Source organism: Streptomyces sp. NPDC020965 (assembly GCF_044333555.1).
Taxonomy (GTDB): Bacteria; Actinomycetota; Actinomycetes; order Streptomycetales; family Streptomycetaceae; genus Streptomyces.
Genome location: NZ_JBIRRE010000001.1, coordinates 591,323 through 607,885 on the forward strand (window position 1 = coordinate 591,323; position 16,563 = coordinate 607,885).

General features: G+C 71.3%; 7 protein-coding genes. 1 reads left to right on the forward strand and 6 read right to left on the reverse strand.

The window, feature by feature from the left end; translation table 11 throughout:
• Positions 1 to 221 precede the first annotated feature (221 nt).
• Positions 222 to 1,391, forward strand: coding sequence for a cytochrome P450 (locus tag ACH4S7_RS02500; RefSeq protein WP_398520006.1), 1,170 nt, complete (start codon positions 222 to 224; stop codon positions 1,389 to 1,391).
• A 121-nt stretch (positions 1,392 to 1,512) separates the two neighbouring features.
• Here ACH4S7_RS02500 and ACH4S7_RS02505 read toward each other — a convergent pair whose 3' ends face one another.
• The 6 genes from ACH4S7_RS02505 to ACH4S7_RS02530 all read right to left on the reverse strand — a co-directional run bounded on the left by ACH4S7_RS02505 (position 1,513) and on the right by ACH4S7_RS02530 (position 16,432).
• Complete coding sequence (locus ACH4S7_RS02505; protein ID WP_398519186.1) at positions 1,513 to 2,532, reverse strand: methyltransferase; 1,020 nt, start codon at positions 2,530 to 2,532, stop codon at positions 1,513 to 1,515.
• A complete protein-coding gene (locus ACH4S7_RS02510; RefSeq protein ID WP_398519187.1) occupies positions 2,529 to 6,926 on the reverse strand; it encodes a beta-ketoacyl synthase N-terminal-like domain-containing protein in 4,398 nt (1,465 codons plus the stop codon). Before ACH4S7_RS02510 ends, ACH4S7_RS02505 begins: the two co-directional genes overlap by 4 nt.
• Entirely contained in the window at positions 6,923 to 10,429 is a 3,507-nt protein-coding gene (locus ACH4S7_RS02515; protein WP_398519188.1) for an amino acid adenylation domain-containing protein, read from the reverse strand. Before ACH4S7_RS02515 ends, ACH4S7_RS02510 begins: the two co-directional genes overlap by 4 nt.
• A complete protein-coding gene (locus tag ACH4S7_RS02520) occupies positions 10,422 to 11,207 on the reverse strand; it encodes a YqcI/YcgG family protein (protein ID WP_398519189.1) in 786 nt (261 codons plus the stop codon). Before ACH4S7_RS02520 ends, ACH4S7_RS02515 begins: the two co-directional genes overlap by 8 nt.
• A 103-nt stretch (positions 11,208 to 11,310) precedes the next feature.
• Positions 11,311 to 12,738: a hypothetical protein gene (locus tag ACH4S7_RS02525; protein ID WP_398519190.1), complete on the reverse strand. Its 1,428-nt coding sequence runs from the start codon at positions 12,736 to 12,738 to the stop codon at positions 11,311 to 11,313.
• A 178-nt stretch (positions 12,739 to 12,916) separates the two neighbouring features.
• Entirely contained in the window at positions 12,917 to 16,432 is a 3,516-nt protein-coding gene (locus ACH4S7_RS02530; protein ID WP_398519191.1) for an amino acid adenylation domain-containing protein, read from the reverse strand.
• Positions 16,433 to 16,563: the final 131 nt, after the last annotated feature.

Here is a 16,563-nt window from a genome sequence, read left to right on the forward strand (position 1 = left end):
CTGACCACCCGCGCCGCTGTTCCCCTCCCCCACACCCTCCCCCCATGCCGTCAGTCAGGCCAGGAGGCACCGTGTCCAGCACCGAACACGCAGTACGCACAGAACACACCACGAGCGCCGCGAGTACAGAACGCACCGAGAGCGCCAGGGGCACCGAACGCACCCGGAGCACCGACACCGCTTCCCCGTCCCCGATCTCCCCGCCGATCCCCGGCCGGCGGATGCCACCACTGCACCGGGTCCCCCTGGAGGAGACCGGCCCGCCCCGGCCCGCCGAACTGCCCGACGGGACGGCGGCCTGGCTGGTGAGCCGCCATGCCGACGTGTGGCAGGTCCTCTCCGACGAGCGGTTCGGCCGCTCCCGGCTCTACGCACCGGACGCCCCGACCGCGTCGACGGCGCCCGATCTGGTGAACAACCCCGATCTGATGTTCAACCAGGACGGTCTCGCGCATCTGCGGCTGCGCCGCACCCTGCGCCGCGCGTTCACCCCACGGGCCGTGGCCCGCTGGCAGCCCTGGATCGCCTCGATGGTGGAGCAGTGCCTGGACTCGCTGACCCGGCGGGAACCCCCGGTGGATGTGGTGGCCGAGTACACCCTGCCCCTGCCGATCATGGTGATCAGCCGGCTGATGGGTCTCGACGACGCGACACGACCCCGGCTGCGCCACTGGGCCGAGCACGCGTTCTCCGACGGCTCGCACGACGAGCGGGAAGTGGCGGCGGTGCTGGCGGAGTTCGCCGCCTTCGGGTCCGAATTGCTCGACCAGCGACGGCACGCGCCCGGGGATGACCTGGTCAGCGGGCTGGTGCGGGCCGCCGACGACGAGGGCGGCATCCCCGAGGCCCAGTTGGTCCAGCTCGTGTGCGGGCTGGTGGTGGGCGGGCACGACAGCACCATGACGATGCTCGGCAACTGCCTGTTCTATCTGCTCGGCGAACGGCCGGAGTGCTGGGTGCGACTGGGATCCGACCAGCGGGCGGCCGAGGTGCTGGCCGACCGGCTGCTGCATCTGATCCCGCTGGGCGACGACCGGGGCAGCACCCGTCACGCGGCCGAGGACGTCGAGGTGGGCGGTGTCCTCATCCCGGCGGGCTCGGTGGTGATCGCCGACTGTGTGCTGGCCAACCGGGACCCGGCCCTCTTCCCGGCCCGGCCCTTCGACGATCTCTTCGCCCCGCTGGCGGCACCGACCCTCTCGTTCGGCGCCGGACCCCACTACTGCCTGGGCGCCTGGCTGGCCCGGCTGGAACTCCGGCTGGGCCTGCACCGGCTCGCCGCCCGCTTCCCCGGCCTCCGGCCGGCCGACCCGACGGAGTTCACGGAGTCGGTGACCTGGCGGCTGGGTTCCACGTCCCGCAGCCCGCAGCGACTCCTGGTGACCTGGTGACCCCTCCCCGCTCAGCCAGACGGACCAGCGGGGTGAGCGGACGGGAGGGGGCGGTGGCCGCGAAGCCCCCTCCCCCCTCCCGTACCGGATCAGCGGGCCGGCTGGGGACCCACGGGGCGGTTCAGGACAGCCGGGCCCGCAGCACGGACTCGCTGTCGGGGAAGTTCCACCAGTCGGTGATCGTCAGGTTCACCTGTGCGAACAGCTCCTGGTACTCCTCGTACGAGCGGAGCCGCGCGCCCAGCAGCGCGAACATGTACAGGTCGAGCTGGCGGGGGTAGTGCGTGCGGTCGTTCTCGCTCGGCATCTGCCCCACCACGACCAGTTCGCTGTCGGCGCGCATCGCGGCGCGCGTCGACCGCAGGATCCGCAGCGAGTCCTCGTCGTTCCAGTTCCCGATCACCCGGGAGAGCAGATAGACGTCCGCCCCCTCCGGAACCGGGTCGAAGAAGCTCCCCGGCGCGATCGTGACCCGGTCGGCCACACCCGCTTCGGTGAGGGTGCGCAGCGCGTTGCCCGCCACATGCGGCAGATCCACCAGGGTGCCCCGCAGGTCGGGGTGGCGCCGGAGGAGGGCCGCCAACATGGTGCCCCGGCCGCCGCCGATGTCCACGATATGGCCGACCCCGGACAGATCGGGCCCCGCGAGCAGGTTGTCGACGGCCGCCGACGACGACATCGCCCTGTCGAACAGGGTCGCGAACTCCGGGTTGGACCCCATGTACTCGAAGAACGAGGTGCCGTACGGGAGGGAGAAGCTCGGCTCGCCCGTGCGCGCCGTGTGGATGGAGTTCGACCAGGTGCGGTTGAACTCCTCCCGGCAGGTCAGCGAGCACATCGCCTTCATGCTGTTCGGGTGGTCGGCGCGCAGCACCTGCCCCAGTTCGGTGAGTTCGAAGGTCCTCGGCGTGGGTTCGGCGAGCACACCCGCCGCGCAGGCGGCCCGCAGGAAGGACAGGAGGCCCTCGGGGTGGCCGTCCACCTCCTTGGCGATCTCCACATGCGCGCGGGGGGTCTCCAGGAGGTCGGGCACGCCGAGGTCGCAGAGGACGGCTATCGCGTGCGACAGCAGACCCGTGGTCATCAGCTCCCGGACGCGCAGCGCGGCCGGTACGGGCTCGACGGCATTTGACGAGGTCACGTAGTTCTCTCCTCTAGCACGGTGGCCATCCCGGAAACGGTCAGGCGATCATTGATGTAGAGCTGTCGGATGGACATGTTGACGGCGAACCGCTCGCGCAGTTTGGCGATGACCCGCATGAGCAGCAGGGACTCGCCGCCGAGTTCGAAGAAGTTGTCGTCGACCCCGATGTCGTCGAGGCCCAGGGCCTCGCGCCAGATGTCGACGACGCGCTGTTCCATCCCGTTGCGCGGTTTCGCGTACGGGGTGCTGAGCGGGGGTCGCGCCCGGCCGTTGTCCTGAGGGCGCGGCGGTTCGTCCGCCTCCGGCGCCCCGGGTCCGGTGCCGTCGTCGGCCGGGGCGCGCCCGGCCCCCTTCGTCATACCGGGGACGGTCAGGGTGAGGACGGGGTGGCCGGTGGTGCCCAGCGCGGTGGCGAGGGCGTCGGCCCCCCGGCGTACGTCGGCCTCCCAGGTCTCGTCGTCCAGGGGCGCGCCGGTCGGTCCGTCGCGCCAGCGCAGCAGCCGCCAGGGCAGTCCCTCGGCCGCCGCCGCCTCCACACACGCCTCGGCGAAGGAACTCACCGCCGCGCGCCCGACCGACGGCCGGTCCGGCACCGGGTCGATGAGGACGATGGCGCCGAAGGGTTGACCGGCGCGGTGGCGCCACAGCTCCGTCAGCCAGTCGGGGACGGCCGGTGTGCCGGAGTCCGGGCCGTGGTGGAGCACCCGCAGCAGTCCGGGCCGGGCGCCGTCGGCGGGGGTGGCCGTACCGCCGACGGTGACGGCACCGTCGAAGGCCGTGGAGAGGAAGGTGGCGTACGGGAGGGTCGGGGCCCGCAGGCCGTCGGGGACGATCCAGCCGTGTGCGGGCGGGTCGGGGACGGGCGCCGTCGCGGGCACGGTGACGGTGCCGGCCAGCCAGCGGTGTCCGCCGCGGTGGGCCACCGTCTCGGCGGCGGTCCCGGTGGCCCGCAGTTCGTCGGCGAGCAGCCGCCATCCGGTGTCCGTGGTGGCCCCTGTGTCCGTGGGGGACCCGGTGTCCGTGGTGTTCATGGACAGCGGTTCGCCGAGGTCGACGGCGGTGGCGTCGACCGGTGAGCCCTCGTACCGCCAGCGGCTCACCACCCCGTGGGCCAGGCGGTGTTCCGGTGTGGCGGGGGTGCCGGTCAGTCCGTACGCGGTGTGGCCGACGGTCACGAGCCGCACCGGCCGGTCCCGCTCACCGAGCGCGGTGAGCAGTCCGTCGACGAACAGTCCCGTGTCGGTGACGGCGCGCGTCGGGTCCGACCGTCCGGTGGCGGAGGTCAGGTCGAGGATCCGTACCCAGGCGTCGGCGACCCCGTCGGGCCACAGGTGTGCGCAGAGGGCGCGGAGGTCGGCCGGATCGGCGGGGTCCAGAAGATAGGGGTCCCGGCGGGGGGCGACGGCTCCGTCCGCGAACCGGATCGGTACCCAGCGGGCGCCGTCCACGGACGGCGGGACGGCCGACCGTTCATCGGCGGGCGACTCACCGTCTCCCGTCCGCCCCAGAAGCACGACGACGGTGTCGGAGTCGGAGTCGGTCGAGGCCCCGGACGCCCCCGACGACGCGGACCCGGCAGCCCAAGCCCCCGACGACGCCGACCCCGGCGCAGCCGACCCGCCGGGCAGCGCCGGGGGCCCGGAAGCCGGTCGGGGCAGGCCCGATCCGCTCCAGACCCTGGCGGTGAACTCCACCGCGTCGCCCTCCGCCGGGGGCGGCTCCGCCGCGCGGTCCACCCGGTCCACCCAGAAGCGGCGGCGCTGGAAGGGGTACTCGGGCAGCGGGACGGTCCGGCCCGGCCTGCCCTCGCGGGCGGCGGCCCAGTCGACGTCCACGCCGTTCGCCCACAGTCGGCCCACGGCGTTGAGCAGCACCCGCTGGTCGGACTCCTCGGCGTACGCGTGCCGCACCCCGGGGACGGCGATCGCCCGGTCGCCCAGGGTGTACTGGGCCAGCTTGACCAGCCCGGCGCTGGGTCCGGCCTCCAGCAGGACGGGGGCCGGATCGGTCGGGAGCGCCTCCAGGCAGTCCCGGAACCGTACGGGTTCCCGGGTGTGCCGGACCCAGTGCTCCGGATCGCGCGCCTGCGCGGCGGTGAGCGGCTCCCCGGTGAGGCCGGACAGGACGGGGATGGTGGGCTCCCGCAGGGTCACCCGGCCGAGCACTTCGCGGAGTTCGTCCAGCACCGGGTCGAGGGCCACCGAGTGGGCGCCGCCGGGCAGCCGCAGCCGGTGCTGGTCGATGCCCTGTTCCAGCAGCGACTTCTCCAATTGGAGAATCGCCTCGGGGACACCGGAGACCGTGCACATTCCGGGGGCGTTGACGCCGGCCAGGGAGGTGCCCGGCAGCAGGTGCGGGCCGATGTCCGCCTCGTCCAGGAGGACGCTGAGCGTCAGGCCGCCGGCCTTGCGCAGCAGTCGCTCGCGTTCCATGACGAGCGGGAGCATCTCCTCCAGCTCCAGCACCCCGGCGACACAGGCCGCCGTGTACTCGCCGAGGCTGTGCCCGATCATCATCGCGGGACGGATGCCCCAGGAGGCCAGCAGCGCGGTGAGGGCCCACTCGGTGGCGACGATGGCCGGGTACGGGCCGACGGTGACGTCGATCTTGTCCCGGCGCGGCGCGGCGTCGCCCGGGGGGTAGAGCGCGGCGAGCAGGTCCAGTTCGGAGACGGAGGCGACGATCCGGGCGCACCGGTCCATCTCGCGCCGGTAGACCTCGTGGTTCTCGTAGAGCCGCTGTCCCATCCGCTGGTACTGGGAGCCGCCGCCGGGGTACAGGAAGACGACGTCGCGGGGGCGTCCCCCGGCCTCGCCGTGGACGCCGGCCGCGGGGACGGCGAGGGCTTCGGCGAGTTCGGTGGCGCTCTCCGCGACGAGCGCGCGCCGGGACCGCATCGGCCGCCGGCCGCGCTGGAGGGTGTGCGCGATGTCGGCGACGTCCGTCCCGGAGTGCTGGGCGGCGTGCTCGCCGAGCCGGGTCCCGAGGTCGGTGAGGGCGCCGGGGCCGGCCGCGGAGAGCAGCACGATCTCGGGTCGCCCCGACGGTTTCACCGGGGTGCGCGGCGGGGCCTCGGCGAGCACCAGATGGGCGTTGGTGCCGCCCACGCCGAACGAACTCACCGCGGCGAAACGGGGCGTGGCGGACCGCTTCCAGTCCTGGAACGAGTCGGCGACCACGAACGGGGACGCCTCGAAGTCGATGAGTTCATTGGGTCCGGCGAAGTGCAGCGTCGCCGGGATCGCCTCGTTCTCCAGTGCCAGTACGGTCTTGATGAATCCGGCGATCCCGGCCGCGGCGTCGAGATGGCCGAGGTTGGATTTGACCGAGCCCAGTGCGCAGAACCCCTTGCGGTCGGTGCTGGAGGCGAACGCCTTGGTCAGCGCGCTCACCTCGATCGGATCGCCGACCGGGGTCGCGGTGCCGTGCCCCTCGACATAGCCGATGGCGTCGGCCGTGATCCCGGCCATCGCCTGGGCGGCGACGATCACGTCCCGCTGGCCCTGGACGCTGGGTGCGGTGAAGCCGATCTTGCGGGAGCCGTCGTTGTTCACCGCCGACCCCTTGATGACGGCGCGGATGTGGTCACCGTCGGCGAGCGCGTCGGCGAGGCGTTTCAGCAGGACGACGCCGACCCCGTCGCCGGGTGACATGCCGGCCGCGTCCACGGAGTACGGACGGCAGTGGCCGTCCGGCGAGAACGGCCCCCCGGGTACGTACTGGTAGCCGAGCCGGGCCGCGGGGTTGACCGTCGAGCCCCCGGCCAGGGCCGCGTCGCACTGGTGGTTCAGCAGGTCCTGGCAGGCCAGGTGCACCGCGACGAGCGAGGTGGAGCAGGCGGTCTGCACCGCCACGCTCGGGCCGGTCAGATTGAGCAGGTAGGAGACCCGGGTGGCGAGGGCGCTGCCCGCGTTGGCCACCGCGCCGATGAAGCCGTCGATGGTGCCCGGCCGGTGGGCGAGCGACGGATAGACGTGGTCCAGGTAGTACTGGCTCTGTGAGGCGCCCGCGTAGACGCCGACCGTCCCTTCGTGGCCGCCGGAGCCATATCCGGCCTGTTCCAGTACGTGGTAGGCGGTTTCGATGAAGACGCGGTGCTGGGGGTCGAGCAGTTCGGCCTCGGCGGGCTGGATGCCGAAGAACTCGGCGTCGAAGAGGTCCATGCCGTCGAGCACGCACTCGACCCTGACGTGGTTGGGGTCCGCCAGCCTGGCCGGGGCTCCCCCGGCGGCGAGGAAGTCCCCGTCGCCGACCGGTCGGATGGCGTCCCGTCCGGTGCGCAGCAGTTCCCAGAAGTCCTGGACCGACGGTGCTCCCGGGAACCTGCCCGCCATGGCGACCACCGCGATGTCGGGCTCGGCGTCGGTGACGTCTCCCGTGTCGGGGCTCATGTTGTCTCCCTCGCATTGGTCGGCCGGCCGCGCCCGGCCCGTACGCGCCGCTGCCGGCCGGCTCGTTCCCTGACCCGTCGCAGCTCCGCCGCCTCCTCGTCGTCCGCGGCGGCCGGGCCGGTCTCCAGGAACCGGGCCACGGCGGCGACCGTGGGGTTCTCGAAGAGGGCGACGACGGCGATGTCATGGCCGAGTTCGCGGCGGATCTCGGTCTGCACCTTCACGACGAGTACGGAGTGTCCGCCCAGGTCGAAGAAGTTCTCCTCGGCGCCGACCCGTTCCAGGCCGAGGGTCCGCGCCCAGATCTCGGCGACCGCCCGCTGGAGGGTCCCCTCGGGTGGCGCTGCGAGCGCGGTCCGGCGCGTCGGCTCGGGGAGCCGCATCGCCTCCAGCGCCTTCCGGTCGAGCTTGCCGGAGCTGCGCAGCGGCAGTTCCGGCAGCGGGACGACGGTCGGCGGGACCATGTACGAGGGGAGGCGGTCGCCCAGCCAGGCGCGCAGCCCGTCGGGGGTGACCTCGGTCTCCGGCGCGGCGACGAAGGCGATGAGCTGTTCGCCGCGGACGCCCTCGGTGCGGGTCAGCACGGCGGCCTGCCGGACCAGGGGGTGGTCGGAGAGCTTGGACTCGATCTCCTCCAGTTCGATGCGCCGCCCGGCGATCTTGACCTGGTTGTCCGCCCGGCCGACGAACTCGATCTGGCCGTCGGCCCGGTAGCGGGCGAGGTCGCCCGTCCGGTACAGCCGTTCGCCGTCCCGGAACGGATTCCGCACGAACCGTTCGGCGGTCCGCTCCGGATCGTTGAGGTAGCCGCGGGCCAGGGGCAGACCGCCGATGTGGATCTCCCCGACGACCCCGGCCGGCACCGGGTTGGACGCCCGGTCGAGCAGATAGATCCGGGCGTTCGGGTTCGGCCTGCCGATGGTGATGTCCCGGACCTGGTCGGCGCTCTCGTAGACCCGGCAGGTGACGCCGATGGTCGCCTCGGCCGGTCCGTAGCCGTGGTACATCCGGGCCTCGGACTGCCGCCGGAACCGGGCGTACAGATCGGCGGTGAGCACTTCGCCGCCGCACCAGACGTGCCGCAGTCCGCGCAGCGCCCGTGCCGCGTCGTCGCGTTCGACCATCAGGTCAAGCATGGAGGAGACCAGGTAGACGAAGGTCACCCCGTGGTCGGCGATGGTGGCGAGGAGGTACGAGACATCGCCCTCGCCACCGGGTTTGGCCAGCACCAGGCCGGCGCCGCTGACCAGCGGCAGGAAGATTTCATTGATGGAGATGTCGAAACTGACCGGGGCCTTGTGCAGCACCGCGTCGGACTCGGTGAGGCCCAGCAGATCGGCCTGCCAGGGCAGCCGGTTGACGATGCCCCGATGGGTGATCATCGCGCCCTTGGGCACACCGGTGGAGCCGGAGGTGTAGACGACGTACGCGATATCGTCCAGCGCCGTCTCGACCCGTACCGGCTCCCGCTCCCGGCGGTTGATCGCGGTGGCCTCGGCGGTCGGGTCGAGGTACGCGGTCCCCGGGGAGACGGCGGCCAACTCGTCCGCCGTCAGCATCGGGGCGGTCGTCACACAGGCGGCGAGGCCGGCGGCGGAGATCAGTTCCGCCTTCCGCAGCGCGGGCCAGGCCGGGTCCAGCGGGACGAAGGCGGCGCCCGCCTTCAGCGCCGCCAGCATGGCGACGATCAGCTCCACCGACCGTTCCAGCAGCACGCCGACGTAGTCGCCGGGCCGGACGCCGGCCGCGATCAGATGCCGGGCGAGCTGGTTGGCCCGGCCGTCCAGCTCCCGGTAGTCGAGCCGCCGGTCGCCCTCGACGACGGCGACGGCGTCCGGCCGCAGCCGTACCTGTTCGGCGAAGAGTCCGGGCAGGGTGGTGGTGGGGAGGTACTCCCGGCGGTCGGTGGCGTTCCACTCGTGGACGACGCGCTCGTACTCGGCGGCGGGCAGCAGCGGCAGTTCGCCGATCCGCCGCGCCGGGTCGGCCACCACCCCGTCCATCAGCGTGGACACATGACCCAGCAGCCGGTCGAGGCCGTCGGCGTCGAAGACCCGGTGGGCTCCGGTGGCCGTGACGGTGAGCCCGTCGGATCCCGACACGACCTCGACCGCGAGATCGAAACGGGTGCTCCCGTTGAACACCGGGTGCTCCCGCCAGCGCAGTCCGGGGAAGTCCAGCTCGGGCGGCAGGGTCTGACCCCGCTGGGTGAACATCACATTGAACAGGCCCGATCCGTCCCGGCGGCGCGGTGGCCGGTTGGCCTGGACGACCTGGTCGAAGGGGACCTCCTGCTGTCCGAAGGCGTCCATGCAGACCCGTTGGACCTCGGCCAGCAGCTCGGGGAAGAGCGGATCGTCCACGGCGAACCGCAGCATCACGGTGTTCCCGAAATTGCCGATCAGCGGCTCCAGTTCGGGGCTCGACCGGTTCACGGTGACCGTACCGACGGCGATGTCCGCACCGTCCGTACTGCCCTTGCTGTCGGAGTCGCCCGTACCGCCTGAACTGTCAGTGCCGCCAGCACCGGCGGAGTAGCGTCGGAGCACCGCCGTGACACACGCCAGCGTCGTCATGAAGAGCGAGGCGCCGGAGCTCTTGGCGAGGCCGATGATGCCCGCACTGGTCCCCGGCGACAGCAGCACCTTCCGCCGTACGCCCTCGCCCTCGGGGCCACGGGCCGCGCCGCCCTCCACCGGCAGCGCGACCGGGGCCGGCCAGGGAGTGAGGGTACGCCGCCAGTGCTCCAGCGATTCGGCGTGGTGGTCGGAGGAAGCCCGCTCCTGGTCCCAGCGGGCGAACTCCGCGTACCGCACCGGGGGGAGGGGGCCCGGCTCGTCCGCGCGGTAGTGCGCGGCCACATCGTGGAAGAGCGGGGCCCAGCTCAGATCGTCCACGGCGATGTGGTGGACGACGAGCACCAGGACGTGTTCGGCCGGGCCCAGCGCGATGAGCAGCAGCCGCAGGGGGCACTCTTCGGCCAGGTCGAACGTGCCCCTGCCGAACTCCGTCGCCAACCGATCGGCCTCGGCGACGCCGCCGGAGGCGTCGGCCGTCTCCCAGCGCAGCTCGATCTCCCCGCGGACGAGCTGGACGGGCATCCCGTCCGCGTCGGTGCGGTAGACCGTGCGCAGGATGTCCTGGCGGGCCACGACCGCCTCGAAGGAGTGCCGGAGCCGGTCCGGGTCCAGCTCGCCGGTGATCCGGAAACCGGCGCAGATGTTGTACGCGCCGGAGGCGGGGTCCCGTTGCTGGGCGAACCACATCCGCCGCTGGGACGGGGAGAGCGGGTGGGGGCCGGGGCCGAGCCGGGGGAACCGCTGCGCCGCCGCCGAACCGCCCCCGGGGCTGAAGCCGCGGTCGGCGAGCAGTCGACGGATGCGCTCCTGCCGGGCCGCCGCCGCTCCCCCCGGGGCCGCGCCCCCGAAAGCCGTGTGGTCCGGGGCCGGGCGGGCCGCGTGGTCCGGGGCCTGGCGGGCCGGGCGCGGGCGGTCCTCAGTCACCGATTCCCTCGCCTCGCGCCGCGGGAACACGGTCGCGTGTCTCGTGGTGGAAGGGGCACCGTCCGGGCGTCATCACATTGTCATCGGGAAGGTAGTACTGCCGCCATTCACGATTGCCCGGGTCACCGTAACTGCCGAGTTCCGGCGACGGCTCCTCCTCGTCGAACGCCCGCAGCCGCTTCCGGATCACCCGTCGGGCGGCGGCGCCACGGGCGGTGTTCGCATCGAGTTCCTCGAACACCCAGCGCGGCTGGAAGGTGATCATAAAGCTGGCGTTGGATCTGCTGGCCCGCCGCTTGTGCGCGGGAGTGTTGCAGACCACGAAGATGGGGGTACCGGCGAAACTGAACTCCCACCGGCCGTCGTCGGGACTCTCGGGGATATCGGCGGGCCAGGGCTCGGGGTCGTTACGGTGCAGGTACTGCAGGACGTCCCAGAACTTACGGTAGTAATGCGCGACGTCACCCGTCTCCGGATCGGGACGGAAGATGACGATGAGCGAGGTCTCCCGGGAGATCGTCTGGTAGGTCTCCAGATAGGAGGCGATGATCCCGGGCAACGCTTCCCAACTCTGCTGGTCGTTCAGATCCTCGATGAATCCGAACCGCAGTGATGACTTCTTCGCCGCCGACACCGCGAAGGTGCAGGGGAAGGGTGTCGTGGAGGAAGTGAGTTTGCCAATCAGTTCCGTTGCGCTGGTGACGCCCCACTCGGGGATATCACCTATCACCTGGGAGGTGAGACTCCCGTCGGCCGGCAAAATATCCGCGGACAGCATACGCGTGCTCCATCTCTCGCCCGATACTCAGCTCGACAAACCCGGCATTCGACATGCGGCATGCGACATCGGCATGTGGCATTCGGCATGTGGCGCGGCGTGCTCAGAGGATCCTGGCGAGCAGGTCGTCGGGAATGATCGGCTGGTGATATGTGCACTCACCGGACAGCACGGTGGAACCATGCAGCCGGGAGATCGGGATCAGTAGCTTGTCGCCCTGATTCAGCTCGATCTTGTGCGTCACGTTGTTCCAGAAGTGCATCTGGCCGGCCTCGATCATGACCAGCCGGTGTTCGTTGTGGACATGTGTGGTGGACGTCTCGTCGCACGATTCGACGAACGTGTCGAGATCGACCTCGATGTTCTCGTCGGTGAGGTACTTGTCGATCCTGGCGGCCTTGTCCTGGTACTCCTCGATGTTGTCCGCCCAGGTCACCTGGGTCGCCAGATCGGTCTCCCAGAGGTCGGCGAACCATGCGGCGTCCGCGAACCCGCGGTGGAACTCCGCCACGACGCGGTCGCCGTAGCGGGCGGCCAGCGGGGTCAGCAGCCGGTCGACAAGCTCCGCCGGGGCCGTCTCCGTCAGCCGAGCGATACCGGTGAAATAGCCGGTGTCGGCGGTCAGAAAGGTGGCGAAGGCGTCGTCGAAACGGTCCCGGGTCAGGCTCTCGTCAATCTTCTTGTGGACGAGCGCGCCGAGGAAGGCGAAGGTGTCCTCGCGATTCACGGCCAACTGGTGGAGATGGTTCCCACGGGCCAGCGACGAATTCAGATAGAGCTGCCAGTACGCCGCCGTCGAGGTCTTCAGATCGGCGGCGCCGAGAAGCCTTTCATAGGCGGCCGAAGCGGTCACCCAGGACCGGTACTCATCGAGCAGGAACGGCCGCAGGGTGTCGGACACGAGATCGTACTCACCGACGGCGGCCCGCCCGACGGCCGTGTTCATGGCCGGCAGGAACGCGCTGAGTTGCAGCATCAGGAAGGTGCCCGCCTCCCGCTTCCCCCGGGTGTTCAGCACGGCGTCGACCGCCTTGCTCGGACTCGCCCCGCGCCGCGCCACGTATTCGGTCACATGATTCTTGACCGCGGCGACGGTCGGCCGGTCCAGGGGTGTCCGCTCCCCGTCGAGGAACGCGAAGAGATGGTGCTCCAGAATCGGCTTCGCGAGAGCGCTCAGGACCCGGTTACCCGGCGAGTAGAAGGCATCCTGGTCCGCCCGGACCGCGGGTGTTTCGGCGGGTGGCAGATAGAGCGCTTCGAGATCGTACACATTGCGCAGCATCCGGTGTCCGAGCAGACCGCTCAGCTTGAGGACATCGGCGGCCGGCATGGCCCGGTCATAGTCGAGCCAGGCCAGATCGTCGGGCCGGACCGGCCGTCGGTACGGATTGTCCTCGGTCGTCAGCTCGGCCCATTCGGCGGCCCGGAAGGCGTGATTGGCGGCGAACGCCTTCACAATGTCATTGCGGTCTTCGAGGGCTTTGGGGTCGTAGCCGGCGAGGTGCGGAGCGGCTGGTTTCGGAGCAGTCACCTGCACAGGTCCTTTCATTCGTACGGGAGATGACCGGGCGGGAGAACGAACAGCTCTGCCACGGAAAGGAGTACGGGGGATCGCGCGCGACGCGCCCCCGGTCAGGACTCGATCGGGAATCGGTCGGATCCCGGCCGAGTCCTGGTCGGGACTCGATCAGGGGTGGGTCAGGGGTGGGTCAGGACTCGGTGAGGAGTTCGTCGTCGGACATCGACGCGACCTCGCGGTAGATGCTGGCGGCCTGTTCGATGCGGCCGGGCGCGCTCTGCCGCTTGGCCAGCCGGGTGGCCAGCTCGCGTACCGTCCGGGCGGCGAAGAGGTCGGTCACGGTGGGCTCAGAGGTGTCCAGCCACTGCCTGATCTGGGCGATCACCTTCGTCGCCAGGACCGAGTCGCCGCCCAGGGCGAAGAAGTCGTGCTCGACACCGACCGGGCCGGTCCCGAGCACCGCGCCCAGCAGCTCGGCGAGGACGTGCTCCAGATCGCCGCTGGGCGCCGTACGGGGCTGTTCGCCGGCCGTGCCGTCGCTGAGCACCGCCCGGATCGCCTTGCGGTCGGGCTTCCCGTTGGAGGTCAGGGGGAACTCGGCGAGGATCTCGATCCGCTCCGGGATCATGTGCGGCGGCAGCAGACCCGCCAGTTCCTCACGGATCGCCGCCGCGTCCGAGGCGTCTCCCGCACCGGACGGGGTGACGGCGGCGGCGAGCTGCCGGGAGCCCTCACCCACCACATCGGCGACGGCGCGGTGCACGGCCGGGAGGGCGCGCAGCGCCGCCTCCACCTCGCCGAGTTCGACGCGGTAGCCCCGGATCTTGACCTGGTTGTCACGCCGGCCGAGGAATTCGATCGATCCGTCCGGTCGGTAGCGGGCCAGGTCACCGGTCCGGTACCAGCGTTCGCCGGCGTGGGCGACGAATCGGTCCGCGGTCCGCTCCGGGTCGTTGCGGTAGCCGCGCGCCACGCCCCGGCCGCCGATCCAGAGTTCACCGGGGACCCAGTCGGGGCAGTCCGCGCCCGCTTCGTTCACCACCCGGCAGCGGACGTTGCCGAGGGGGGTGCCGTAGGGGACCGCCTTCCACTCCGGGGGTACGGGTCCGGTCACCTCGCACACCGTGGAGTGGATCGCGGCCTCCGTCGTACCGCCGAGTCCGGCGAACCGGCAGTCGGGCACCAGTCGTCGCAGTCGCTCCGGCAGATCGACGCCGACCCAGTCGCCGCCGAGGACGACCACGCGCAGACTGTCGCCGAGGCCCTGGCCCTGCCCCTGGCCCTGGGCGGCAGCGCTCTCGCCGCCCGAGAGGATCACGTCGAGCAGGGTCGGCACACAGTTGAGGACGGTCACACCGTGCCTGCGGATCAGTTCGGCGGCGCGCTGGCCGTCCCGGCGGCTCTCGTCGTCCGGCAGCACCACACAGCCGCCGACGGAGAGCAGGCCGAAGACGTCGTAGACGGAGAGGTCGAACTCGAACGGGGACACACCGAGCGCCCGGTCCCCGGCGGTCACCCCGAAGTGCTCGTTGACGCAGTCGATCGTGTTCATCGCCGCGGCGTGCGCCACCTCGACGCCCTTGGGCAGCCCGGTGGAACCGGAGGTGAAGATGACATAGGCGATGCTCTCCGGATCGACGGCAACGGGACCCGCCAGTGGTTCGACATACGCCTGGGCCGCCGTCACACCCACCGCCGGCACCCCGCTCCGGCCGCGTACGGCGTCGTCGTCGCAGAGCGCCAGCACCACATCGCCGGTGGTCTCGATCCGTTCGCGCCGGGCGGCGGGCTGTGCCACGCCGATCGGGACGTAAGCGGCTCCGGCGGCGAGCACACCGAGGGCGGCGATGATCTGGTCGGGCCCCTTGGGCAGGTGGACGGAGACGGCGTCGCCCGGCCGGACCCCGTGGGCGACGAGCGCCCCCGCGACGCGCAGCGCCCGGTCCCGTACCTGGCCGTAGCTCAGCCGCTCGTCGGCGCCCCAGATCACGGCGGGCGATTCGAGCGCCGTCCCGGCCGTGTCGAAGAAGCCCTCGTGCAGCAGCCGTCCCGACACCGGGCGGTCCGTGGCGTTGGCCCGCGCGCGGACCTCGGCCTGCTCCGGGGGGAGCCCCCCGCCGGCCGGACGGTCCCAGTCGGCGTCGTCGGCGAGCAGCTCTTCCAGCAGTTCCCGGTTGCGCCGGAACATCGTGTCCATCATCCCGGCGGGGAACGCCTGCTCCCGTACGTCCCAGTTGAACAGCAGACCGCCGCGCAACTCCACGACCTGGGCGTCCAGTACGACCTGCGGGCCCTGCGAGATGATCCACACCGGCTCGCCGAACGCGTCGATGACGGTGTCCCGGAACAGTTCCCCGAGGTTCAGTCCGCTGGTGTAGACGACGGAGGCGAGGACGGGCTCACCGCGCTGCCGTCCGAGGTCCCGCAGCACATCGAGCCCCGGGTAGGCGACATGGGACGCCTTGGTGTGCAGATTCCGCTGGAACCGCCTGGCCCGCTCCAGCACCGACAGGGACTCCGTCACATCCACGTCGAGCAGTACCGAACTGCTGAAGTCGCCGACGAGCTTCTCCACGTCGGGGTGGAGGGGTTCCCGGTTGAACAGCGGCAGATTGAGCAGGAACTTCTGCTCGGTGGACCAGGCGCCGACGACATCGGCGAAGACCGAGGCCAGCACCGTGGCCGGGGTGACCCCGCGCTCATGGGCGCGGTCGTTGAGCCGGCGCTTGTGCTCGGGGTCGAGCCAGTGCTCGTAGCGGACCGTACGGAGCGGGTCGGCACGCTCCGACTCGGGCACCAGGGGCAGCGCGGGAGCGTCCGGCAGCTCCGGCAGGACCTGCTGCCACCAGGCCCGCTGCTGCTCCCGGGCCCCGGCGTTCAGCGCCTGGTAGTCGGCCAGATAGCGGCGGTAGTCGTAGGAGAGCGGTTCGAGTGCGGGCACGTCACGGGTGTAGAGGTCGGCGAGGTCGGCGAGCATCAGCCGGTAGCTCAGGGCGTCGGCCGCGAGCATGTCGACATCGACGTGCAGCCGGGTCCGGTCGTCGGGCAGCAGGGTCAGCGAGACGTCGAGCACCTGGCCGAGATCGGCCCGCATCCGCTGGTGCGTCTTCTCCCGGCGGATCTCCTCCAGCCGGTCCGTCAGTTCGGATCCGGCCACCAGCCGCAGATCGGTCAGCGACCAGACCGGGACACCGGGCCGGTCCAGCACCCGCTGGGTCCCGTCATCGAGGAACTGGCTCCGCAACATGCCGTGCCTGCGCACCAGTCCGGTCACCGCCCGCTCCAGCCTGCGCGGATCGACCCCCTGACCGTCGAACTCCGCGTATAGATGGGCCGCCACCCCGCCGAGGGCCTGGCCGTCCGCCCGGCCGATCCAGTAGCCGTGCTGCATGGTGGCGAGCCCGAACGGCTCCCCGGCGGCGTCCGCTCCGTCGCTCGCGGGGCGTTCGGCCGTCGGCCGGGGCGGCCGGACCTTGCCCGCGCGCAGCCGCTCCGCCGTCAGCTCGGACCACGCCTCGACCGTGGGCCGCAGCGCGAGGTCCGAGAAGTTCACCCGGATTCCCTGTCGCCGCATGGTCGCCGCGATTTTGATCATCCGCATTGAGTGGAGTCCCAGCGTGACCAGATCATCGCCGAATCCGATGGTCGCCGGTTCCACATCGAGTTGGCCGGCCACCAGTTCACGGATTTCCTCTTGACCCAGCACGACGTCTCCCACTGATCCTCCCAGGGTTGGCACGGTGTTGCCGGAGCACGGGCACGGGGCCCGGAGAATTAAACCTGTATCGGCCTATCACGGGTGCCGGGAAAATTCTTCCGGAGCCGGAAGCGCGACAG

Coding starts and splice junctions, on each gene's coding strand:
- ACH4S7_RS02500 (WP_398520006.1), top strand. CDS start 222: ATGCCACCACTGCACCGGGTCCCCCTGGAGGAGACCGGCCCGCCCCGG.
- ACH4S7_RS02510 (WP_398519187.1), bottom strand. CDS start 6,926: ATGAGCCCCGACACGGGAGACGTCACCGACGCCGAGCCCGACATCGCG.
- ACH4S7_RS02520 (WP_398519189.1), bottom strand. CDS start 11,207: ATGCTGTCCGCGGATATTTTGCCGGCCGACGGGAGTCTCACCTCCCAG.